Raw genomic sequence first — 20,783 nt, 5'->3', positions numbered from 1 at the left:
ATGAAAAAGCAGATCATCGCATCGGGACTGCTCGTCCTGGTGAGCGGCACGTCGTCCGCGCAAAGCAATGTCACGCTGTACGGGATCGTCGACGTCGGTCTACGTTACGGAAAGGCCGCTACGTCGAACGACGACACGCTGTCGGTCGGGTCAGGGCAGCAACGGGCGTCGCGCTTCGGTTTTCGCGGCACCGAAAACCTGGGCGGTGGACTCTCCGCCAGCTTTCAACTGGAAAGCGGCTTCAACGCCGACGACGGCACGCTGGGCTACGGCAACCGTCTCTTCGGCAGGCAATCGTGGGTCGGGTTGAACGGCGGATTCGGTTCGATCCGCTTCGGCCGGCAGACGACCGCGGTCTACGACGTGCTGTTCACGGTCGATCCGTTCGTCATCAACGGCACCGGCAACGCGCAACGGGTGTTCGCTTACGGCCTCGGCAAGACGGATCCACTGTCCCGCGCCGACAACGCGGTCACATACAGCATCCGGCTGCACAACGGCGTCGGATTCTATGCCGGCCACGCGTTCGGCGAGAAGGCCGGCAGCTTCGCCAGCAACAGCAGCGACTTCGCCTCGGTGTCGTATGTGGCCGGCAGGTGGAATGTACGCGCGGCGTATCAGCATGCGGACGGCGTCGACCTCGGCGCGGCATCGACGCCGCTGGGTGCCCTGGTCGGCACGGCACATCTGGCATCCGCGAACGTCAAGGTGAACAGCGCGATCGTCGGCGCCGTCTACGATCTCGGGCCGGTCAAGTTCCACGGCACATATGGCGATACGCGCATCGGCAATGGCGACGCGCTGGCGATGCGCAGCTACATGACCGGGGTGACCGTCGGCGCCGGGCGCGGCACGATTTGCGCATCGTGGAACCGCAACGACATCCGGGAGTTCCGCAACGGGATCTCGGATCAGTACGGTCTCGATTACACCTATCCGCTCAGCAAACGGACATTTCTCTATGCCGCAGCCGGCTATACGAAAAACGGCGGCGAAGTGCGCCTGAACTCGGCAAGAAACGGTTTCAGTGGACGTGAGGTAGAGATTGGAATGCGTCACACGTTCTGATATGGGCTATCGGAGCTGAAGTGGCACATCGATGGCCGACGTACGCATGCCTGAAGGCTGCGATGCGTAAACGAGCGAAGTTCACTGGTGACGTAGATCAGCGCCGATGCGCTGATTTGACAGAATGCTGGAGGCGAGGACGGGAGTCGAACCCGTCTAGACGGCTTTGCAGGCCGTTTTGGCTCTTACGAATCAAGGAGTTAGCTCTGCACCGCACTCTGCACCGCACGAGTTCGCCTCGTCTCCCTTGTCGAAGTCCCAAATTGGGACTATCATGGACGTGTGCGAATCCTATCCCTACCTACCCTTCGGACCTTCTACGAACGACCGGAGTATGCCGACTCGAAGGAGCCACTTCTTACCTGGCATGGCCATGTCCTCAAGGCCAAGTGGCAAACCCCGGCGGACGTCAAGGCCGACTTTGGTACCGCGAGCATTCTGAAGGACGGACGTGTGGTCTTCAATATCGCTGGCAACAAGTATCGCCTGGTCACGTCCATCAACTATCCGTATGGGATCGTTTTCGTCAAGTTCGTCGGCACGCACAAGCAGTACGACGCCATCGATGCACAAACTATCGAGGGACATCATGGACATTAAGCCTATTCGTACCGAAGCAGACTACCAGGCAGCGCTGCGCGAAGTGGAATCGCTCATGACTGCCGAGTTCGGAACGCCGGAAGGCGACCGTCTGGATGTGCTTGCGACACTGGTCGAAGCCTACGAGGCAAAACACTTTCCAATGGAAGTCGCAGATCCGGTCGAGGCCATCAAATTCCAGATGGAGCAAAAGGGCCTCACCGTCAAGGATCTCGAGCCGATGATTGGCCGGTCCAACAGGGTGTACGAGGTGCTGAACCGGACTCGTCCTTTGACGCTTCCGATGATCTGGCGGCTGCACAAAGGACTTGGCATACCGGCCGAGACTCTTATCCAGCCGCCTAAAAGCGCCGCTGCTGTTTGACTCACTGTCGCCAGATCGATCTCGACGTGTTGTGACTTAAACAGTTCGGCCCTCCACGAAAGCCGGGGTGCTTCGGCCCCATCCTATGGTAGGTGTGCCTGTCTTGCGTTGCGTAGGAACGTCCTGTTCTCGCACGTTTCCGTGACGGTTCGCGATTGAGGTGCAGATCAACCTCAACAGGGGTGAACCCATGGTGAAGCGGACTAAACAGGACTGAAGCACCGTTTTGCACGGCTACAGGGCTCATGTGAGCCCATCCGCAACGGCCTGCTAGGCCGCTAAAATGCGACTCTAACTACAGCTCGGCCGATGTCAAATTAAATTTGGCGAATAGGCGCATTCTTCAAATGAAGCTGACATAAAATGAACTCAGAATGTTTATTATTTGGAGGCGAGGACGTGAGTCGAACCCGTCTAGACGGCTTTGCAGGCCGTTTTGGCCTTCTGGAATCAAGGAGTTAGCTCAGCACCGCACTTTGCACCGCATGAGTTCGTTAGAACATGTCGTGCAAAAGCTGTCAGCAGCGGTTGTAAACTGATACAGGCAGCGATTGAAAACTGATACACCGATTTGAGAAGATGGCCGCTTTGCGGAGCGGCCTTGAAACCCAAAGAGGTGTACGTGGAAGTCAAGCTACTGAAGAAGCATGGGTTGAGCCTTCGGCAGATTGCCGCTGAAGTCGGCTGCGCAGTGAACACGGTGCGCCGGCATCTGGCTCTGGAGGCCGTGCCGAAGTACGAGCGCAAGGTCAAGCGCCAGACGAAGCTGGCGCAATTCGAGCGGTATCTGAGGGATCGGCAGCAGGCCGCCCAGCCCGATACGATTCCAGCCACGGTGCTGTACCGTGAGATCGCAGCGCGCGGCTACGAAGGCGGCATGAGCCAGCTGCGCGCCTTCATGCGCACGCTGCGCCCGACGCCGCCGGTAGATCCGGTGGTGCGTTTCGAGACGGCGATGGGCGAGCAGCTGCAGGTGGACTGGGTCGAGTTCCGCAAGGGCAGCGCGCCGCTGTATGCATTTTGCGCCACGCTCGGCTTTAGCCGGGCCAGCTATGTGGAGTTCGTCAGCAACATGAAGGTGGAAACCCTGATCGCTTGCCACGAGCGCGCTTTCGCTGCCTTCGGTGGCGTGACGCGGCGGGTCCTGTACGACAACATGAAGACGGTGGTACTGGAGCGCGACGCTTACGGCGAAGGCGAGCACCGCTTCCATGCCGGCTTCCTGGACTATGCCAGGCATAGCGGCTTTGTGATCAAGCTGTGCCAGCCGTACCGTGCCAAGACCAAGGGCAAGGTCGAACGCTTCAACGGTTATCTGCGCCGTTCGTTCTACGTGCCGCTGGTGAGCCGGCTGGCGCAGAGCGGCCAGAAGCTTGATGTCGTAACGGCCAACGTGGAAGTGGCTCACTGGTTGCAAGAAGTGGCCAATGCACGCATCCACGGCACCACCGGGGAGCCGCCAGCCGCGGCGTTGAAGCGGGAGTCGGAGCACCTGCAGCCACTGCCAGCACCGTGGCGGGCAGACATTGCGGCAGCCCGGCCGCAACCGGCAGTAACGGCGCCTGCGGCACCACGGCCGGCGGCAGTGGTGGAGCGGATCGCGCAACCTTCTCCGGTACAGCATCCGCTGCAGGTCTACGACGCGCTGCTGATGCGGGTATCGGAAGGAGTGGTGGCATGAATCTGCAGCATGAGCGGATCGCGGCGCTGTGCGAGAGCCTGAACCTGCCGTTCGTGGCGCAGGGCTACAGCGCCGCAACCCAGAAGGCAGCCAAGCAGGGAACGGCCTACAGCGACTTCCTGGAAGGCTTGCTGAGGGAGGAAGTAGCTGGACGCAATGTGCGCAAGCAAAGCACGCTGACCCGGCTGGCCGGATTCCCGGCAGTGAAGACGCTGGATGAGTTCAACTACGACTTTGCCAAGGGCGTCAAACGCAGCCAGGTCGAGGAGTTGGCCGGCCTGGGCTTCGTCGAACGGCATGAAAACGTGGTACTGGTCGGCCCCAGCGGCGTGGGCAAGACGCACTTGGCAATGGCCCTCGGTTACAAGGCCACGCAGGCCGGCATCAAGACGCGCTTCACGACGGCAGCCGACCTGTTGCTGGCGTTGACGACGGCGCACACGCAGAACAATCTGAAGGCGGTGATGCACCGCGCGATCAAGGCATATCGGCTCCTGATCATCGACGAGATCGGCTACTTGCCGATGAACCGGGAACAGGCCAATTTGTTCTTCCAGGTGATCGCGGCCATGTACGAGCGCAGCAGCCTGGTCGTGACCAGCAACCTGCCGTTCGGGCAATGGGACACGACCTTCGCGCAGGACACGACGCTGACTGCGGCCCTGCTCGACCGGTTGCTGCACCATGCGCATATCGTGCCGATTGCAGGGGAAAGCTATCGCTTGAAACACCAGCGACAGGCCGGAATGATGAGGGGGAACGACGTTGCAGAACTGGGCTGAACACGGACGGTGTTCGGCGACGGCGGTGTATCAGTTTTAAATCGCTGGCATGACGAAATCTGTATCAGTTTTCAATCGCCGTTGACAAAAGCAGGCGAAAGCATTTCTCATGCGACCGGCCGAGTCGCGTAATAGAAGCCAACAAGGAGCAACATGGGCAAGAGAAGATGCGACACGGCCGCAGCCAACGCATACCACCTCGCCCGCCTCCCTTCCGGGAAGCACCCCACCCCAAGCACGATAAGCTGATAGCCCGCAGCAAGATAAAACGCGGCAGAAAAACTGCTGTCGGCAAGCGCCGCCAGAAAACCCTGGAATAGCGTCAGGTTCATCGATTGAATTCCATCATGGCCATGGAACATCAGCGAACGGCATGCATGAACATGACCTCGACGCGATCTGCCTTCCTGTCGCAGTGTCTGGCGCGTGCGGCACCATAGAGCATGGAGTCGAACGTGATCCATTTCGGCGTCAGCATATCCTTGCGCGCGACCGTGAAGTTGGCCTCGCCATCGTGGAAAGCCAGAATGGGGGGTATCTCTTTGCCGTCGCCGCCTTGCGGATTGTAGACTTCGAGCTCAACCTTGCCGCTGGCATCGTCGTAGCCAGCGACTGCCTTGCCGGCCAAGGTAAAGCCGCAGCCTAGGCCCTGCTGATGGTAGGTGTAGTCAAACGATGGGACGCCGCGCGTATCAGCCTTCAGGTTTGCGATGCGCAGGTCGTGGCTGATGCCGCCGAGCTTCTCCGCGAAATGCAGGTCTGCGGCGGTGGACGCGTGCGCCCCGCAAGCAGCAAGCAGGCAGGCAACTCGAATGAGTGTCTTCAGCATGGTTGGTCTCGATAGGGTGATGAGGCGCGCTAGCGGGTCTTGCACGCGGTGACCGGGCCGAATACAAACTCCAGCCTACGCCCGAGCTGGCCCACGCCGTACCAGTTCCGGCTGTCCGACACGATAAATTTCGGCGTATTCCCCAGCACGTCGAGCGTCGTTTCGGCACCCGTGGCGGGATCGATCCACACCAATCCCCGCTTGCCGCCCGAACCTGCACAGGACTGGCGGATCGCCAGCAGGCCCTGCCCCGCAGGCGTGAAGGCTTCCACCTTGCAGAATTCGCTTTTATACGTAACCGCGGGAGTGATCGTGCCGCCTGCATCGACCGCGATCAGCGAAGACGTCCCGCGTGACTGCGAGAGCGAGTACGTCGTCGCCTGATAATCGATCGCGGTCGCGATGTTGTCCGAGGCTGTGACCACCTTATGCTGCGGACGCACGCTCCACAGATACCCGCCGCCCGGTTTAATTTTTGAGTTGGCGTAATAGATGGCGAGGTCGTTCTTCGGAACGATTTTCGGGTAGAAGTCGCCGCCGATGTACCATTGGCTCCCGATGGCTCGCACGGCGGCGAATTGCGTATAGCTGCCGTCTTTCATCATGCGCGTATGGAACTCCAGCGATTCGTCTACGGTCGTGACGAACATGCCGTAATACTCGTTGTTCGCGTCCGTATCCTTGCCAAACCCGATGACGTCCAACTTGCCATCATGCGCCAGCATATCGATGGCAACCCGGCTTTCGGTAGACACCGGAATCGCAGCGCGCTTGAGTTCGTCGCCACTCCTGCTGTACTTGACCACGTAGACGCGGCCCACGTTGTTCGCCATCTCGTGTGCGGTGTCGGCGTTCGCCAGCACATACACGTTGTTGCCGTGGAACCGGCACGCCACGGCGTACACATTGGCCGTCGCGTCGGGAGGAGGCATCTGCCGGGTCCAACCTGCTTTTTTCCGTACCAGGTCCACCAGCGTGACGGTACTATAGACGGCCGCGCCAGGCTCCTTCACGTACGAGGTGACGACGCAGGCCTGTGTGCCGTCCGGCGAGATGGCGATGTTGTTGATGTCGGACGATGCCGTGAGATCGCCGAGCGGAATGCTGCCGGAGCGCGTAAGTTGTCCGCCTTGCGCATGGCCACACGCGATCAACAGGCTCAAGGAGCAGTTGGAAAATCGGTTCATGGCGGCTCCTGTGCACACCGGATTCAACGTCTCGCGGCAGCCGGGTGCACTACCTCCGATATGGTTGCTCGTAGAGACTCTATAAGCGCTTGTGCGCATATGCTAACCAGCGGTGAACGTTGCTTGGGTTGAAATCAGAGCAGCTCCGCAACTCGTCTTATGTCCGTCGTAAGCGACTTGAATCCCATCGATGAGGTGATCAGGATTGCCTTCTACGACCGTACAGTTGTCATGTCCCGGCTTTGGACATGAACATAAATCGCCCACCCGGGCGACAGGAATACCGTCGATGGTATAGTGCTCTGCGGTTACTTTCACCACCTTACCACCGTGGCTGGTTGAATCGCCGAGTCGGATTACGTTAGGCATGAGCAGTATAGATTTGTCGAACTGAATTTACGCACCATACCCTCGGGTGCTTTGACCGGCAGTGGAGTGCTAAGTGAGGCTGTCGTCTGGGCCGGACGCCTTTGGCCGTTGCTGTGCACGATTGTCGTCTGTCGGCTTACCATCAGGATTCATTTGGTACGCAATCAGGGTCCAGACTGTTGCCACCTCGTGCGTTCGCACATTGCCGCTCAATTTCTGCCAAAGGCTTGGAGCCCCTCGCAACGTCGCAGGAGGCATCAAATCTCCCTGCCTGAAGAATTGCGGCTGAGCGCCTTCGACCGTAGCATGTTCACTACATTGCCAATATCCGGTCTGCGGACAAACCTTCCCTGTGGCGACGAGTTCCCCAAGTGGCACTGCCGGCACGTGAGCGGTGTTGCCGACTTTGTTAACGGTTGACGTTGGACGGAGTCGCAAACTCGTCGAGATCGCCTGCCAGAGCTGTAGAGCGGCTTCATCCGACAGGCTCGAATTGACAGGATTGCCTGGATTCCCCTTGCCTGTCTCGAGCTCGAGCGTGATGTTGGGTGCAAGTACATCCATGCCCTTGCCCGGGCTTTCCCACATGAACGAGTGGGCACTGGTGCCGTTCGACTCCTTCACGCGCACGAGCACTTCGGAGCCCGGTATGCCGTTCAGAGTGCGCGCCTGTTTGCCCAGGTACTTGATGCTGCTGGCGAACTCCATTGCCGTATCGTTCTTCGCATGGCGTGCCAACAAGGACTCCTGGGGCTTGTCCAGCACCGCCGTGTCCAACCGGATTGCGATATCCGGATGCCCCTTGAGGGTCGCGAACATCGTGACGCTTTCGTCAGGTTCCGGAGGCGTCGTGCTGTGGATGATGCCATTCTCTGTACAGAATCCTGGCTCTGCCGGCATGGAGCCTGCAGTCCTCGAGGCGAAGTTCTTTACGAGGTCGTGCACGACCTGCTCATACTTCGGCGAGGCCAGGGATTGCCCTTTGAAGCGATAGAGAAGGTCATCCTTCAGCGCAAACGCTTCGACGGTGATGCCCTCGTCGCCGGTCACGGGCTGCCCGTTCCGCATCCTCGTGACGGCTTTTTCACGACCTGAATACAAGAGCGTCGCCTGCAGGTTGACCCCGTCGACGATCTCGCGCTTTTCCAATGATGGTCTTCCAAGCTCGTTCGTCTCGCCCCCCAACGCCGAGACGCGCTCGGCGATCGCGGCAGCCGCCTTTTGTGCGTTGTATCCCGCCTCCACACTGATCGTGACGCCGTCGACGCGCGCATCGGTAAAGGTGACTTCCGCGTCGGCCGGGAGGTCAACCATCAGTCTGCCAACACATACTGTTTTCGTTTGTTGCATCATTTGTTGTGCCGTCCTTGATTGCTGGTGTTGCGGGGGCGTCTTGCTGGCGACAAGAACTGCCACAAACAGTCCTGCCACGACGATGAACGTGTACCGCGTACGCTTTCCGATCTTCACTTAGCCTCCTGCACGATCTTGCAGATCAGATGGTGGGTCAGACTGAGCATGTGCTTGTTTGCATAACTACCCTGGTGGTCATAGCCTGTGGTGCGAAAAATGCGCCGTACTTTGCCACGTGGCCCGTCGCCAGACTGCTGCGAAACGGTACCGTCGCCGGACGTATCCTGGTCGCCTGGCGTGAACAATATTTCCCATACCGGCAGTTTATAAACCTCAGGCATTTGGATGAACCGGTTTTCGGTTTGCAGCGCCACCATCGGTTTGCCGGCAGGGAGCAGGCTCTTGACGGGATCGGTCAGCGCGCGTTGCTCGTCGGTTACCCGACGCGCGGCAAATGCATGCTGCCCCATTTATCGCTCGCCCAAAAGCTGGCGACACGCACCCAAGCCGAGTCGCGATCGCTGTTCGAGGCACCGGGATCGGACCCGTGGTCTTGTTCGCGCGTTCCGAGAAAACGCAGCTTGACGCGGCCCATCGCATCGCAATGCACCTCTTCGCCAGGGGGGCCGACAACGACGGCACTTTGCAACGTCACGCGCGGCAGGTCCGTGCGCGGATCGAATGCAGGAACGATGGGAATACCGCGCCGCACGCACGAGAACCGGTTCGTGTAGCGCATCTTGCGTCGTTCACTCGCACCGAAAAGTTCGGACGCGGCACGCCCGTTTTCCCAGCCATTCACGGCAAACAGGCGCTGCACAACTTCATCGGCCGTCGTCGGTAAATTATTTTCCGCGCTGACCCATAATTCCGTCAGCACGAATTCGCGCTCGTCTTCCGGATGCGAATCGATCTCAGGATGCCCATCCAGACTGAACCACTCTCCGACACACAAGTCACGCACACCGCCTTCGCCATGGAAACACTTTGATTCGTATTCGTGCCTCTGGATACGCAGTTCTCCGAGCCGCTTGTAATCTGCAACATCGTCGCCCGCATGCGGGGGATCGACGAGGTAGTCGTCTAAGCTAAAGGCGAACTGGGTGCCGACTTCGCCGAGGCGCATCACGGTCGGTGCCTGGACGGACATCAATGCGCCTGTCTTGTAGTCCCAGCTCTGCCGGCTGACGCTGCCACTCCTCAGCGTTCGCGTTGCGCTCCAGTGATAAATGCTGTCGGACGTCAGCGTGGCGAGGTCATTGTCGAATCGGATTGCGCCCGCTTCATTGCGGCCGAGGGCGTACGGAGAATCGAACAGGACCAGCGTGTGCGCCGGCGTCCGGTCGGTGCCGGTTTCGCTTGCAGCACCCGGGCGGATAAACCAGGAAATACCGCGCCGTTTCCACAACCGGCGTAAAAATGCGGCATCCGATTCGTTGTGCTGCATTGTGAATTCACGGGAGGGATAAGCGTTGCCTACGCCGGAAAAATCGATATCCAGCACCCTTGCCAGCACTGGATTCATCGCCCGCCATTCGTTGATCAAGGCTGCGGACAAATCGATCTCATTGACATTGCGGAAAACACGTGTGTTCACCCGCTGCTCCATCAATGCCAGTGAATCCCGAACAACGAGGTGATAAGTGGCAAGTCCGCCATCGCTCTGCCCCGCCGCCGCTTCCGCCACGATGCCGCAAACGGAACGCAATTGTCCGCGATCGGTGACGAATTGCAGCTCGATCGGCAGGGCAATCAAATCTTTGAGAGGTAACGTGGCGTGCGACGATACGCAATAAAGCCGATATTCCAGGCCGCCGCACAACTGTTCGTGCCCATCTGCTTTTTTAACGAGCAGAACATCGTCAAAAACGTTTTCCGGGCCTGCAAGTCTCAGACGGATGGGGCGATGTGCTTCGCTCAAACCCGACACTAAATTACCCAACTCGTTGAAAAGCGACCTACCTGTTCCGTCGAGGCTCTCGAACATATATTCCCGCAAACAATTGTTGAATGACAATAACTGGGAAACGATCTGCTGCAGTGGCAGCGGAAATGATTGTTACGTCACGCGGGCGTACGATATCACAACAGAATGTGGGGATTTCTCTCGGAAATTCACAGTTCGCAAGACGCAAACGATCCGGCGGAACCGGGAAACGGCCAGTCAGGTGCAACCGTTTTCGAGCAAATGAGGATGGGGAAAACGTTCTTATGCGACCGGCCGAGTCGCGTAGTAAAAGCCGGCAAGCAGGAACATAGATGTCTAGACTCGTGGGATCATGTACCCATCCGTAGCTGGCCGCTCTTCAAGGCCAGGAACGTTTTGCGTACACCGTTCCAATCCGATCTTTCACTGGCGACACGATGGCCCAGGTACTGCACAGCAAAGCTCGCACCACCCACCTGATCCGTGAGGAAATGAGGAACTCAACGCTGCCGCAAGCCAAATTGGCCAGGCTGTGCAACGTCTCCCGCCAGACCATCCGGAAATGGCAAGATCGGGATTCCTCGGAAGACAAGTCGCACGCGCCCATCAAGATGTACACAACTCTGTCTCCCGAACAGGAGCTCATCGTTGTGGAGCTACGTAAGACTCTCCTGCTACCGACGGACGACCTGCTGGCGGTCACACGCGAGTTCATCAATCCCGCAGTCTCGCGTGCCGGCCTGGGGCGCTGCCTGCGCCGCCACGGCGTCTCCGACCTGCGCGACCTGGTCGAGCAGGAAGGCGCAGCCCCGGCTACGAAGAAGACCTTCAAGGACTACGAGCCGGGCTTCGTGCACATTGACATCAAGTACCTGCCGCAGATGCCGGACGAGACGGCAAGGCGCTATCTGTTTGTTGCCATCGACCGCGCCACGCGCTGGGTTTTCGTCGAACTGTATGCCGATCAAACCGACGGCAGCAGTGTCGATTTCCTCACCAAGGTCCAGCATGCCTGCCCGGTCAAGATCGTCAAACTGCTGACCGACAACGGCAGCCAGTTCACCGACCGCTTCACGGCCGGCGGCAAAAAGAAGGAGCCCAGCGGTTCGCACGTGTTCGATCGGCTGTGCAAACAGTTCGACATCGAGCACCGCCTCATCCCACCTCGCCACCCGCAGACCAACGGCATGGTGGAGCGCTTCAATGGCCGCATCAGCGACATCGTCAACCAGACCCGTTTTGGCTAAGCTGCCGAACTGGAATCGACGCTGCGCAATTACGTCAAGATCTACAACCACAGCATTCCGCAGCGAGCGCTCAAGCATAAAACACCCATTCCGGCACTCAAGGAATGGAATGAAAAACGCCCCGAATTATTCAGGAAACGCGTCTATAACCAGCCGGGTCTTGACAACCCATGGCAGCGCCAGCATCGCTGCTGTTGACGGCCTTGAACTTGCTGCCATCGATGGCGACCACCCAGCTGCCGGCACAATACAACGAACTGGCGACAAACATCGCGACGGAAGTTCGCTATCGCCATGAAGTCGGGGCTCAAGCGCTGCATCAGCCACATCAATTCGATGTTGCGCTGGGCTTCATCCGCAGATGTGCGTCGATTTAGGAAAAGCCTTCTCGAGTATCGCCAGAGGCGACGCACACGACATCGGCCGACAACACTTTGCCTTCATCAACTGCCTTGCCGATCAGCATGTGAATCGCACGCTGGCTGGGCGAGGTTTGACGTCGTCCGGAAGGCACCTGCAATGCCCCGCAGCGCAAAATATGCATTCGATAATACATTTTCTAATGTCGAAGGTTTGCTATGCGCCGGCGTCAACTACACGATGCGGCAAGCCTTAATTCGTCGTGAATTGCTGACGTAGATCAGCGCCAATGCGCTGATCTGACAGAATGCTGGAGGCGAGGACGGGAGTCGAACCCGTCTAGACGGCTTTGCAGGCCGCTGCATAACCGCTTTGCTACCTCGCCGGAGGAGACTTGACTATGCCACAGCGACCGGTTATTCGTCGCAGCGACACGAGAAGGCTGGCTTCTCTGTAACTGGAGCGGGAGAAGAGTCTCGAACTCTCGACCTCAACCTTGGCAAGGTTGCGCTCTACCAACTGAGCTACTCCCGCATCGGGTACACCATCGTGAATTACCTGGAGCGGGAGAAGAGTCTCGAACTCTCGACCTCAACCTTGGCAAGGTTGCGCTCTACCAACTGAGCTACTCCCGCTTAGGAGTTCATCACGTACTACGATCGTAAAACACTGGAGCGGGAGAAGAGTCTCGAACTCTCGACCTCAACCTTGGCAAGGTTGCGCTCTACCAACTGAGCTACTCCCGCATGGAGTCTTACTTGTTTGCCCCAGCATCATCTTGCGATGACTGGAGCGGGAGAAGAGTCTCGAACTCTCGACCTCAACCTTGGCAAGGTTGCGCTCTACCAACTGAGCTACTCCCGCGTCGCTGGAACTTGCGATTATCTCAGATTTTCGACTGCTTTCCAAGACAACCTTTTTATTACTTCGACAGGCAAACTGTGGAGCGGGAGAAGAGTCTCGAACTCTCGACCTCAACCTTGGCAAGGTTGCGCTCTACCAACTGAGCTACTCCCGCTTCGTTTCGTTTGCTGCGTTGTCGTTGCAACAGGCAGGCATTATAGAGATGCTGAGCTATGTGTCAAGGATGACCCAGCAGAAACTTATACCGTGCCCGACTTTTCCTTGATCAGCGGCCACGCGCGGCGCAGGTAGTAGAACATCGACCAGACCGTCAGCACGCCCGCGATCCACAACAAGATCTCGCCGCACTTGTGGATGTCGAGCACGCCGTCGAACATGGGATCGTGGAACAGCAGCATCGGGATGGCGACCATCTGCGCGGCCGTCTTGATCTTGCCCAGCGAGCTCACGGCAACGGACTTGCGCGCGCCGATCTCGGCCATCCATTCGCGCAGCGCGGAGATCGTGATCTCGCGGCCGATGATGATGAAGGCGATGATGGCGTTCACGCGGTCCAGCTGCACGAGCACGAGCAGTGCGCCCGCCACCATCAGCTTGTCCGCGACGGGGTCGAGGAAGGCGCCGAAGGCCGACGTCTGGTTCCAGCGCCGGGCGAGGTAGCCGTCGAACCAGTCCGTGATCGCGGCGACGATGAACACGAGCGTGGAGGCCAGGTTGCGGTCGGCCACGTGCAGCCAGTGTTCGGGGAGATAGTAGACGCCAACGACCAGCGGAATGAGGGCGACGCGTAGCCAGGTCAGGAGAATCGGAATATTGAAAGGCATGGGGTGAGGCTGATCGTGCTCTGCTTGTTGAGTTGCGTGCGCGCTAGTCTACATGGCTCTTGCCGTTTAAACCAGTTGAGCCATCCGTGACGCGCCCCCCCTCTCAGTGCAGCTGCCGATAAATCTCTTCCGCCAGCGTACTGGAAATGCCTTCCACCGACATCAGGTCCTCCACGCTCGCATCGATCACGCCCTTCAGGCCGCCAAAGCGCGCGAGCAGCTTCTGGCGGCGCTTGGCGCCGATGCCCTCGATCTCTTCCAGGCGCGACGCCTGGCGCGTCTTGGCGCGTTTGGCGCGCATGCCCGTGATGGCGAAGCGGTGCGCCTCGTCGCGGATCATCGCCACGAGCATCAGCGCGGCCGATTCCTTGCCCAGTTCCTGCGGCGGGCGGCCATCGGCGAAGATCAGCGTCTCGAGGCCGACCCTGCGCCCCTCCCCTTTCGCCACGCCGACGATGTTGCCGATGTCGAGGCCCAGCTCCGTAAAGACCTGGCGCGCCATCTCGACCTGGCCCTTGCCGCCGTCGATCAGCGCGATGTCCGGCATGACGCCCTCGCCGTTCGCCACCTTTTCGTAGCGCCGCGTCAGCACCTGGCGCATCGCGGCATAGTCGTCACCCGGGGTGATGCCCGTGATGTTGTAGCGACGATATTCGCCGTTCTGCATCTGGTGGTGATGGAACACGACGCACGACGCCTGCGTCGCCTCGCCCGCCGTGTGGCTGATGTCGAAGCATTCGACGCGCAGGGATTCGAGATCCTCGCTGTCGAGGCCCAGCACCTCCGCCAGCGCGCGCGTGCGCGACTGCTGCGAGCCCTGCTCCGACAGCAGCCGCGCCAGCGAGATTTCCGCGCCCTTCTGCGCCAGTTCGAGCCATTGGCGGCGCTGGCCCTGCGGCTGGAACACCAGGTTGATGCGGTGGCCGCACTGCTCCTGCAGCGCCATCATCAGCTCGGGCTGGTCGAATTCGATGTTCAGGATGATGATGCCCGGGACGAATTTGTCGCCGTAATGCTGCGCCATGAACGCCGCGAGCACCTCCACTTCGATCGGGCATTCATCCATCGCCTCTCCGACCTGCGTCGGGAAGTACGCGCGGTCGCCCAGGTGGCGGCCGCCGCGCACCATCGCCAGGTTCACGCACGCGCGCCCGCCCTGCACGACGACGGCGATGACGTCGACGTCCGCATCGCCCGTCGTCTCCATGCTCTGCTGGTGCAACACGCGCGACAGCGCCTGGATCTGGTTGCGCACGCTCGCCGCCTGCTCGAACTTCAGGTCCTCGGCATACGCGAGCATCTTCTTCTCGAGTTCTTCCAGCACCTCCGTCTGGCGACCGCGCAGGAATTTCGCGGCGTTGTCGACGTCGCGCCTGTAGTCTTCCGGCGCGATCAGGTCGACGCACGGCCCGCTGCAGCGCCCGATCTGGTGCAGCAAACAGGGCCGCGTGCGGTTGGCGAAGACGCTGTCCTCGCACGTACGCAGCATGAACACCTTCTGCAGCAGCTGCATCGATTCCTTCACGGCCCACGCGCTCGGGAACGGCCCGAAGTACTGGTTCTTCTTGTCCAGCGCGCCGCGATAATAGGCCATGCGCGGATAGTCGCCCGCGGTCAGTTTCAAATACGGGTAAGACTTGTCGTCGCGGAACAGGATGTTGTAGCGCGGCTTGAGCGTCTTGATCAGGTTGTTTTCCAGGATCAGCGCTTCGGCCTCGCTGTGCGTCACCGTCGTTTCCAGGCGCGCGATCTGCGACACCATCATCGCGATGCGAGGGCTCGACAGCGTCTTCTGGAAATAGCTCGACACGCGCTTCTTGAGGTTGCGCGCCTTGCCGACGTAGAGAACCCTGTCTTCTGCGTCGAAATAGCGATACACGCCGGGCAGGTCGGGCAGCTTGGCCACCGTCGCCAGAACTTGTTCGCGCGCCGCCTCGGTGGGGCGCACGGGGGATTCCGCATCCTTTGTCATCGTCGCGATCAATTCCTCTTTCATGGCTTGCCACGCATCCGGACGGGCGCGCGGCGCTTGCGCCGGGGACGGCAGCGGCTTGCGCCGGCGCGCCTTTAGTCCCGTACTTACTACGACTTCGTCTGTCACTTCCGCTACACCCAGGCAGCGGACAACAACAACTACGGTGCCTGGGTGACGATGACGAACGCGACGCCGTAATCGGCTTCGTCGCTGATCGTCACCTGGGCCGTGAGCCGGTGCGTCCGCATGAATTCATCGAGCGCCCCGCTGCATACGATCATCGGCTTGCCGCTCGGGGCGTTGAGCATCTGGGCCGAGCGCCAGGTCATGGGCATGCGCATGCCTAGGCCGATCGCTTTCGAGAACGCCTCCTTGGCCGAGAACCGGGTGGCCAGGAAGCGCAGCCCCCGCACCTCGTTCTTGGCGCGGCGGGCGTGGTATTTGACAAGTTCCTCGGGACCGAGGATCTTTTCGGCGAAGCGTTCGCCGCTGCGCTTGAGGGCCGCCTCGACGCGCGAGATCTGGACAATGTCCGTGCCGATCCCGTAGATCATCACTGGCCCGCTTTGGACGAGGCGTAAGAGACGCCCAGGCGCGCCGCGACCATGATCGCCTTCATCTCGCGCACGGCGTTTTCGAAGCCCGCGAACAGCGCGTGCGCGACGATTGCGTGGCCGATGTTCAGTTCGTGGATCTCGCGGATCGCGGCGATCGGCTGCACGTTCGTGTAATGCAGGCCATGGCCCGCATTGACGCGCAGGCCGTGCTTCACGCCGGCGCGCACGCCCGCCTTGACGCGTTCCAGCTCGCGCGCATGCTCTTCGGCGTTCCCGGCCTCGGCGTAGCGCCCCGTGTGCAGCTCGATGACGGGCGCGCCGACGGCGGCCGCGGCGGCGATCTGCTGCTCGTCGGCGTCGATGAACAGCGACACGCGGATGCCCTCGCCTTTCAGTTGCCGGATCGCGGCTTCGACTTCCTTCTGGTAGCGGATGACGTCCAGGCCGCCTTCCGTCGTCACTTCTTCGCGGCGCTCCGGCACGAGGCACACGTCCTGCGGTTTCACTTTGCACGCGAAGTCGATCATCTCCTGCGTGACGGCCGCCTCCAGGTTCATGCGCGTCGCGAGTTGCGGGCGGATGGCGAGGACGTCGGCGTCCTTGATGTGGCGGCGGTCTTCGCGCAGGTGCAGGGTGATCAGGTCGGCGCCCGCCTGCTCGGCGATCAGCGCGGCGCGCAGCGGGTCGGGATAGACGGTGCCGCGCGCGTTGCGGACGGTGGCGATGTGGTCGATGTTCACGCCCAGGTCGATCACCTGGCCGGCGGGTTGCAGGAAGCTCATGGTGGTAGTCTTTGTTCTTAAAGCTGCATCAGGTCGATCAAAATCTGGCGCGTGTTCAGCGGCGCGCCTCCCAGGTGATAGGCCAGCAGGAAGCGCATCAGCTGCTTGCTTTGCGCCTTCGTCTGCGGGTCGGCGTAATCCTCGCGTTCCATGTCGACGAGCGTCTTGCCGGACACCACCGGCCACGACTCCACGGCCTGCGCCGTGCGTGCGCCGCGTTCCGGGTCGACGACGTACAGGCCGTCCGGCTCGACCGGGGCGCGCGTCGTCGTGCAGCGCGTCAGGTCGGCGGCGACCCCGGTCTCCTTAAGTAAGGCCCGTTCGAATTTTCGCAAGGCGATCGGCGCCGGTTCGCCGTGCGCCAGTTCATTGAGTGTCGCGACGTAGTGGTTGAACAGGGCCGGATGCGCATCGTCGCGCGCCAGCAGCTTCACCAGCAATTCATTGAGATAGAAGCCGCACAGCAGCGCGGTCTTCTCGATCGGCAGCATGCCGCCGACCCATTCGGCGTCGATCAGCGTGCGCAGTTCGGACTTGCCCGAGAAGGACACGGACAGCGGTTGAAAGGTCTGCAGCACGCCCCGTAGTTTCGAATGCGGTCGCTTCGCGCCCTTCGCGACGACGCCGATCCGGCCGTGATCGCGCGTGAAGAGGTCAACGATGAGGCTCGTCTCCTTGTACGGATAGCTGTGCAGCACGAAGGCGGGTTGGCCGGCAATCCGCTGGCCGACCACGCGGCCTTCGCGCGCGGGCGTGCGGCGCCTGGCGCCGGCCGCCGCCGGGGCCTGGGCGTCGCTATCGTTGTCGATGAGTTCGTCGTCGCGGCTCGGCATGCGTACGCTCCCGCCCCGGCTTGTTACTCGTAACCGTAAGCGCGCAGGCCCGCTTCGTTGTCGGCCCAGCCGGACTTCACCTTGACCCAGATTTCCAGGTACACCGGGCCGCCGAACAGCTTTTCCATGTCGAGGCGGGATTGCGTGGAAATCTCTTTCAGGCGCGCGCCCTTGTTCCCGATGATCATGGACTTGTGCGTGTCGCGCTCGACGAGGATCGCGGCGAAGACGCGGCGCAAATTGCCTTCTTGCTGGAATTGTTCGATGAGGACGGTGCTCGTGTACGGCAGCTCGTCGCCCAGCAGGCGGAACACTTTTTCGCGCACGATCTCGGCCGCGAGGAATTTCTCGCTGCGGTCGGTGATGTCGTCCGGGCCGAAGATCGGCGGATTTTCCGGCAGGTGGCGCTTGATCTCGCCTTCGAGCGCATCGACCTGGAAGCGTAGCTTCGCGGACACGGGCACGACCGCGGTGAAATCGCGCAGGCCGGCGACCTTCGCGGCGAACGGCATCAGCTCGGCCTTGTCCTTCATGCGGTCGGACTTGTTGATGACGAGGATGACGGGCACGTTCTTCGGCAGCAGGTCCGCGACCAACTGGTCGGCCGGGCCGAACGTGCCGGCCTCGACGAGGAACAGGATCACGTCGGATGCCGTCAGCGTGTTCGACACGGTCTTGTTCAGTGTCTTGTTCAGCGCGTTCGCGTGGCGGGTCTGGAAGCCGGGCGTGTCGACGTAGATGAACTGGGCGTCGTCGCGGGTCTGGATGCCCGTGATGCGGTGGCGCGTCGTCTGCGCCTTGCGCGACGTGATCGACACCTTGGCACCGATCAGCACGTTCATCAACGTCGACTTGCCCACGTTCGGACGGCCGACGATGGCGATGTAGCCGCAGCGGAAGCCTTCCGGTGCAGTGTCGTTGGTCTCGGTGGTGGTCTCGATGTTCATGCTGGGGTGTTTCCTGACTTGTGGGTTTGTTTCTGCTGCGACTGCGGCTCCTCGGCCTGCACCGCCAGCTCGGTCTGGTCGGTGGCGATGCCCGCCAGCTTCAGCTGGGCCGACCGGGGCCGCGACTTGCGCGCCGTGGACGGACTTTTTTGCAGCAGTTGCTCGGCCGTTTCCAGCGCGAGGCGCGCCGCGGCCTGCTCGCCGGCGCGGCGGCTGCCGCCGCGGCCAAAGACCTGGATGCCCAGCTTGGGCACGAGGCACTCGATCTCGAACTCCTGGCTGTGCGCGGCGCCGTGCGTGGCGACGACGTTGTACGTGGGCAGCGAGATCTTTTTGCTCTGCAAGAACTCCTGCAACAGGGTCTTGGCATCCTTGCCGAGCGTACGCGGGTCGACGGAATCGAGCAGCGGAATATAAAACGAGCGGATCGCGTCGCGCGCCGCATCGAAGCCGCTGTCGAGGAAGATGGCGCCGAGCAGCGCTTCCAGGGTGTCGGCGAGGATCGACGGCCGGCGGAACCCGCCGGATTTCAACTCGCCCTCGCCCAGGCGCAGGAATTGCGACAGTTCCAGCTTCTGGGCGATCTCGAACAGCGATTGCTGCTTGACGAGGTTGGCGCGCAGGCGCGACAAATCGCCTTCGGCCAGGTTGTTGAATCGTTCGTACAGGATGGAGGCGACGACGCAGTTCAGGATCGAGTCGCCGAGGAATTCCAGGCGCTCGTTATGCAGACTGCTGTGGCTACGGTGGGTCAGCGCCTGTTGCAGCAGGCCGGCGTCCCGGAACGTATAGCCTAGGCGAGTTTGCAATAACTGAAGATTCATTGTCTTACCAATCTAATGGGCCGGCGCCGCGCGCCGATCCCATCGCGCGCCCTCCCGGCGTATTACTTGTCGGCCTTGTCGGCCTTGGCGGCATTGTTGCCGCTGGGGTCGGTGGTACCGTCGAACTTGAACGTCAGGTTGATGCTGTCCGTCAGCGGCACCTGCTTCTCGTAAGCGAAGCTGATCTCGGTCGTGCCGCCATCGCGCGTGATCACGAGGTCGCGGCCCTGGATGGCCGACACGTCGTTGACGCCGGCATTCTTGTCGAACGCCTGCCGGATCTCGCGCACGGTGCCGGACCCGGCCTCGGCCTTCGCCTTGGCGATCGAATCCTTGACGGCCCGGTATTCCAGGAAAGCCGGCGTCACCTTGATCGCCACCAGCGCCAGCGCGCCCAGCACGATCAACACGACGATCAGGCCCGACAGCGAGACACCGCTTTCCGCACCGATCCGATACCGCTTGCCACCTTTCATCACACCCTCCGCGTCGGCTTAGTGAATACCGCCGATGCGCTTCAGGTTGCTGAAGTTCATCCAAACAAACACAGCCTTGCCGACGATGTTCTGGTCCGGCACGAAGCCCCAGTAGCGGCTGTCTGCGCTGTTGTCGCGGTTATCGCCCATCATGAAATAATTGCCCTCCGGTACGATACAGGTAAATTGATCGTAGGAATAGGTGCAATTTTCGTGATGGGGGAACTCCTCCACGGCGCTCTGGTTGTAGGTGCGGGCACCGTCCATGTTCAGGATGCGGTGCGGCGCGTTCGTCAGCTTTTCCAGGAATTGCTTGTGGTAGACCGGGCGCTCGTCGTCCAGGTAATCGTCCATCGGCACGTACTCGACCGGCTGGCCGTTCACGGTCAGGCGCTTGTTCTCGTAAGTGATTTTATCACCCGGTATGCCGATCACGCGCTTGATGTAGTCCTGGCTCGGATCCTTGGGGTATTTGAACACCATGACGTCGCCCCGCTGCGGATTGCCCACCTCTATAATCTTCTTGTTGATCACCGGGAGGCGGATGCCGTAGTCGAACTTGTTCACGAGGATCAGGTCGCCCACGAGCAAGGTCGGCACCATCGACGACGACGGGATCTTGAATGGCTCGAACAGGAAGGAACGCAGCACGAACACGAGCGCGATCACAGGGAAGAAGCTGCCGGAATACTCGACCCACGTCGGCTGGCGCAGGATCGATGCCTCCAGCGCCGCGCGGTTGCCGTTGTCCAGCTTGATGCCGTCGGCCGTCAGCTTGGCGTGGCGCGCGTCGTACTCGGCCAGGGCCGCGTCCGCCTTCGCGCGGCGCTGCTTCGCGAGGACGAACACGTCGAGGCACCAGATGACGCCCGTGATCACCATGGCGACGAACAAAATCAAGGCAAAATTGCCGAGGATCGGTTGCAGATTCATC

21 protein-coding genes, 7 tRNA genes and 2 pseudogenes are annotated in these 20,783 nt (G+C 60.7%); 6 read left to right on the top strand and 24 right to left on the bottom strand.

Annotated features, from left to right (window positions below; genetic code table 11):
* The gene (locus ACEN98_RS12665; RefSeq protein WP_413384772.1) at positions 1 to 1,068 is read left to right on the top strand and encodes a porin; all 1,068 of its coding nucleotides are present in this window, start codon (positions 1 to 3) and stop codon (positions 1,066 to 1,068) included.
* Positions 1,069 to 1,196: 128 nt separating this feature from the next.
* On the opposite strand, the gene ACEN98_RS12660 is transcribed toward ACEN98_RS12665, so the two are convergent.
* Positions 1,197 to 1,311: transfer RNA gene (locus ACEN98_RS12660), tRNA-Ser, on the bottom strand.
* Positions 1,312 to 1,350: 39 nt separating this feature from the next.
* Here ACEN98_RS12660 and ACEN98_RS12655 point away from each other — a divergent pair.
* The 4 genes from ACEN98_RS12655 (at position 1,351) to istB (ending at position 4,495) form a co-directional block, all read left to right on the top strand.
* Positions 1,351 to 1,668 carry a type II toxin-antitoxin system HigB family toxin gene (locus tag ACEN98_RS12655; protein WP_413384770.1) on the top strand — a complete coding sequence of 106 codons (318 nt, stop codon included), beginning with the start codon at positions 1,351 to 1,353 and terminating at the stop codon, positions 1,666 to 1,668.
* Positions 1,658 to 2,032, top strand: coding sequence for a helix-turn-helix domain-containing protein (locus ACEN98_RS12650; protein ID WP_413384768.1), 375 nt, complete (start codon positions 1,658 to 1,660; stop codon positions 2,030 to 2,032). The genes ACEN98_RS12655 and ACEN98_RS12650 overlap by 11 nt, the downstream gene beginning before the upstream one ends.
* Positions 2,033 to 2,654: 622 nt before the next feature.
* Positions 2,655 to 3,713, top strand: a complete 1,059-nt coding sequence (gene istA, locus ACEN98_RS12645; RefSeq protein ID WP_413385955.1) for an IS21 family transposase — start codon at positions 2,655 to 2,657, stop codon at positions 3,711 to 3,713.
* The gene (gene istB / locus ACEN98_RS12640) at positions 3,710 to 4,495 is read left to right on the top strand and encodes an IS21-like element helper ATPase IstB (protein ID WP_413382469.1); all 786 of its coding nucleotides are present in this window, start codon (positions 3,710 to 3,712) and stop codon (positions 4,493 to 4,495) included. The genes istA and istB overlap by 4 nt, the downstream gene beginning before the upstream one ends.
* A gap of 107 nt (positions 4,496 to 4,602) precedes the next feature.
* Here istB and ACEN98_RS12635 read toward each other — a convergent pair whose 3' ends face one another.
* From ACEN98_RS12635 to ACEN98_RS12605, 7 genes are all read right to left on the bottom strand, one after another.
* Complete coding sequence (locus ACEN98_RS12635; protein WP_413339477.1) at positions 4,603 to 4,827, bottom strand: hypothetical protein; 225 nt, start codon at positions 4,825 to 4,827, stop codon at positions 4,603 to 4,605.
* A 29-nt stretch (positions 4,828 to 4,856) separates the two neighbouring features.
* Positions 4,857 to 5,324, bottom strand: a complete 468-nt coding sequence (locus tag ACEN98_RS12630) for a hypothetical protein (protein ID WP_413339478.1) — start codon at positions 5,322 to 5,324, stop codon at positions 4,857 to 4,859.
* 29 nt (positions 5,325 to 5,353) lie between these two features.
* The gene (locus ACEN98_RS12625; RefSeq protein ID WP_413384766.1) at positions 5,354 to 6,511 is read right to left on the bottom strand and encodes a hypothetical protein; all 1,158 of its coding nucleotides are present in this window, start codon (positions 6,509 to 6,511) and stop codon (positions 5,354 to 5,356) included.
* A gap of 102 nt (positions 6,512 to 6,613) precedes the next feature.
* The gene (locus tag ACEN98_RS12620) at positions 6,614 to 6,880 is read right to left on the bottom strand and encodes a PAAR domain-containing protein (RefSeq protein WP_413384763.1); all 267 of its coding nucleotides are present in this window, start codon (positions 6,878 to 6,880) and stop codon (positions 6,614 to 6,616) included.
* A 69-nt stretch (positions 6,881 to 6,949) separates the two neighbouring features.
* The gene (locus ACEN98_RS12615; RefSeq protein ID WP_413384761.1) at positions 6,950 to 8,350 is read right to left on the bottom strand and encodes a T6SS immunity protein Tli4 family protein; all 1,401 of its coding nucleotides are present in this window, start codon (positions 8,348 to 8,350) and stop codon (positions 6,950 to 6,952) included.
* Positions 8,347 to 8,703 (bottom strand): hypothetical protein, encoded by a 357-nt coding sequence (locus ACEN98_RS12610; protein ID WP_413384758.1) that lies wholly within the window; start codon positions 8,701 to 8,703, stop codon positions 8,347 to 8,349. Before ACEN98_RS12610 ends, ACEN98_RS12615 begins: the two co-directional genes overlap by 4 nt.
* A complete protein-coding gene (locus tag ACEN98_RS12605) occupies positions 8,670 to 10,220 on the bottom strand; it encodes a type VI secretion system Vgr family protein (protein ID WP_413384755.1) in 1,551 nt (516 codons plus the stop codon). The genes ACEN98_RS12610 and ACEN98_RS12605 overlap by 34 nt, the downstream gene beginning before the upstream one ends.
* Positions 10,221 to 10,597: 377 nt before the next feature.
* Here ACEN98_RS12605 and ACEN98_RS12600 point away from each other — a divergent pair.
* Positions 10,598 to 11,605, top strand: a pseudogene (locus tag ACEN98_RS12600) (IS481 family transposase).
* Here ACEN98_RS12600 and ACEN98_RS12595 read toward each other — a convergent pair.
* The 16 genes and pseudogenes from ACEN98_RS12595 to lepB form a co-directional block, all read right to left on the bottom strand.
* Positions 11,592 to 11,811, bottom strand: a pseudogene (locus ACEN98_RS12595) (IS5/IS1182 family transposase); the annotation flags it as partial. The pseudogenes ACEN98_RS12600 and ACEN98_RS12595 sit on opposite strands and share 14 nt — an antisense overlap.
* A 267-nt stretch (positions 11,812 to 12,078) precedes the next feature.
* Positions 12,079 to 12,152: transfer RNA gene (locus ACEN98_RS12590), tRNA-Cys, on the bottom strand.
* Between the two features lie 73 nt (positions 12,153 to 12,225).
* Positions 12,226 to 12,301: transfer RNA gene (locus ACEN98_RS12585), tRNA-Gly, on the bottom strand.
* Between the two features lie 25 nt (positions 12,302 to 12,326).
* Positions 12,327 to 12,402 (bottom strand) — tRNA-Gly (locus ACEN98_RS12580).
* 35 nt (positions 12,403 to 12,437) lie between these two features.
* Positions 12,438 to 12,513: transfer RNA gene (locus ACEN98_RS12575), tRNA-Gly, on the bottom strand.
* Positions 12,514 to 12,555: 42 nt separating this feature from the next.
* A tRNA-Gly gene (locus tag ACEN98_RS12570) sits at positions 12,556 to 12,631 on the bottom strand.
* A 78-nt stretch (positions 12,632 to 12,709) separates the two neighbouring features.
* A tRNA-Gly gene (locus ACEN98_RS12565) sits at positions 12,710 to 12,785 on the bottom strand.
* An 85-nt stretch (positions 12,786 to 12,870) separates the two neighbouring features.
* Entirely contained in the window at positions 12,871 to 13,455 is a 585-nt protein-coding gene (pgsA, locus tag ACEN98_RS12560; protein ID WP_056137323.1) for a CDP-diacylglycerol--glycerol-3-phosphate 3-phosphatidyltransferase, read from the bottom strand.
* A gap of 103 nt (positions 13,456 to 13,558) precedes the next feature.
* Positions 13,559 to 15,427 carry an excinuclease ABC subunit UvrC gene (uvrC, locus tag ACEN98_RS12555; RefSeq protein ID WP_413341162.1) on the bottom strand — a complete coding sequence of 623 codons (1,869 nt, stop codon included), beginning with the start codon at positions 15,425 to 15,427 and terminating at the stop codon, positions 13,559 to 13,561.
* A gap of 161 nt (positions 15,428 to 15,588) precedes the next feature.
* The gene (gene acpS, locus ACEN98_RS12550) at positions 15,589 to 15,984 is read right to left on the bottom strand and encodes a holo-ACP synthase (RefSeq protein WP_413384753.1); all 396 of its coding nucleotides are present in this window, start codon (positions 15,982 to 15,984) and stop codon (positions 15,589 to 15,591) included.
* On the bottom strand, positions 15,984 to 16,769 hold the full coding sequence (gene pdxJ / locus ACEN98_RS12545) for a pyridoxine 5'-phosphate synthase (RefSeq protein WP_413384751.1): 786 nt from the start codon (positions 16,767 to 16,769) through the stop codon (positions 15,984 to 15,986). Before pdxJ ends, acpS begins: the two co-directional genes overlap by 1 nt.
* A gap of 17 nt (positions 16,770 to 16,786) precedes the next feature.
* On the bottom strand, positions 16,787 to 17,602 hold the full coding sequence (recO, locus tag ACEN98_RS12540; protein WP_413384749.1) for a DNA repair protein RecO: 816 nt from the start codon (positions 17,600 to 17,602) through the stop codon (positions 16,787 to 16,789).
* 23 nt (positions 17,603 to 17,625) lie between these two features.
* Positions 17,626 to 18,549, bottom strand: coding sequence for a GTPase Era (gene era / locus ACEN98_RS12535; RefSeq protein ID WP_413384747.1), 924 nt, complete (start codon positions 18,547 to 18,549; stop codon positions 17,626 to 17,628).
* Complete coding sequence (gene rnc, locus ACEN98_RS12530; RefSeq protein ID WP_413341153.1) at positions 18,546 to 19,373, bottom strand: ribonuclease III; 828 nt, start codon at positions 19,371 to 19,373, stop codon at positions 18,546 to 18,548. Before rnc ends, era begins: the two co-directional genes overlap by 4 nt.
* 62 nt (positions 19,374 to 19,435) lie before the next feature.
* Positions 19,436 to 19,849, bottom strand: a complete 414-nt coding sequence (locus tag ACEN98_RS12525) for a DUF4845 domain-containing protein (protein WP_413384745.1) — start codon at positions 19,847 to 19,849, stop codon at positions 19,436 to 19,438.
* 18 nt (positions 19,850 to 19,867) lie between these two features.
* Positions 19,868 to 20,782 (bottom strand): signal peptidase I, encoded by a 915-nt coding sequence (gene lepB, locus ACEN98_RS12520; RefSeq protein WP_413341150.1) that lies wholly within the window; start codon positions 20,780 to 20,782, stop codon positions 19,868 to 19,870.
* Between the last annotated feature and the right edge of the window lies 1 nt (position 20,783).

Origin of the sequence: Massilia sp. CT11-137, assembly GCF_047302885.1 — a bacterium.
In the GTDB taxonomy this organism is placed as follows: Bacteria; Pseudomonadota; Gammaproteobacteria; order Burkholderiales; family Burkholderiaceae_D; genus Telluria; species Telluria orientalis.
The sequence above is the reverse complement of the archived record's forward strand: the minus strand, read 5'-3'. Positions and strand labels throughout refer to the sequence as shown.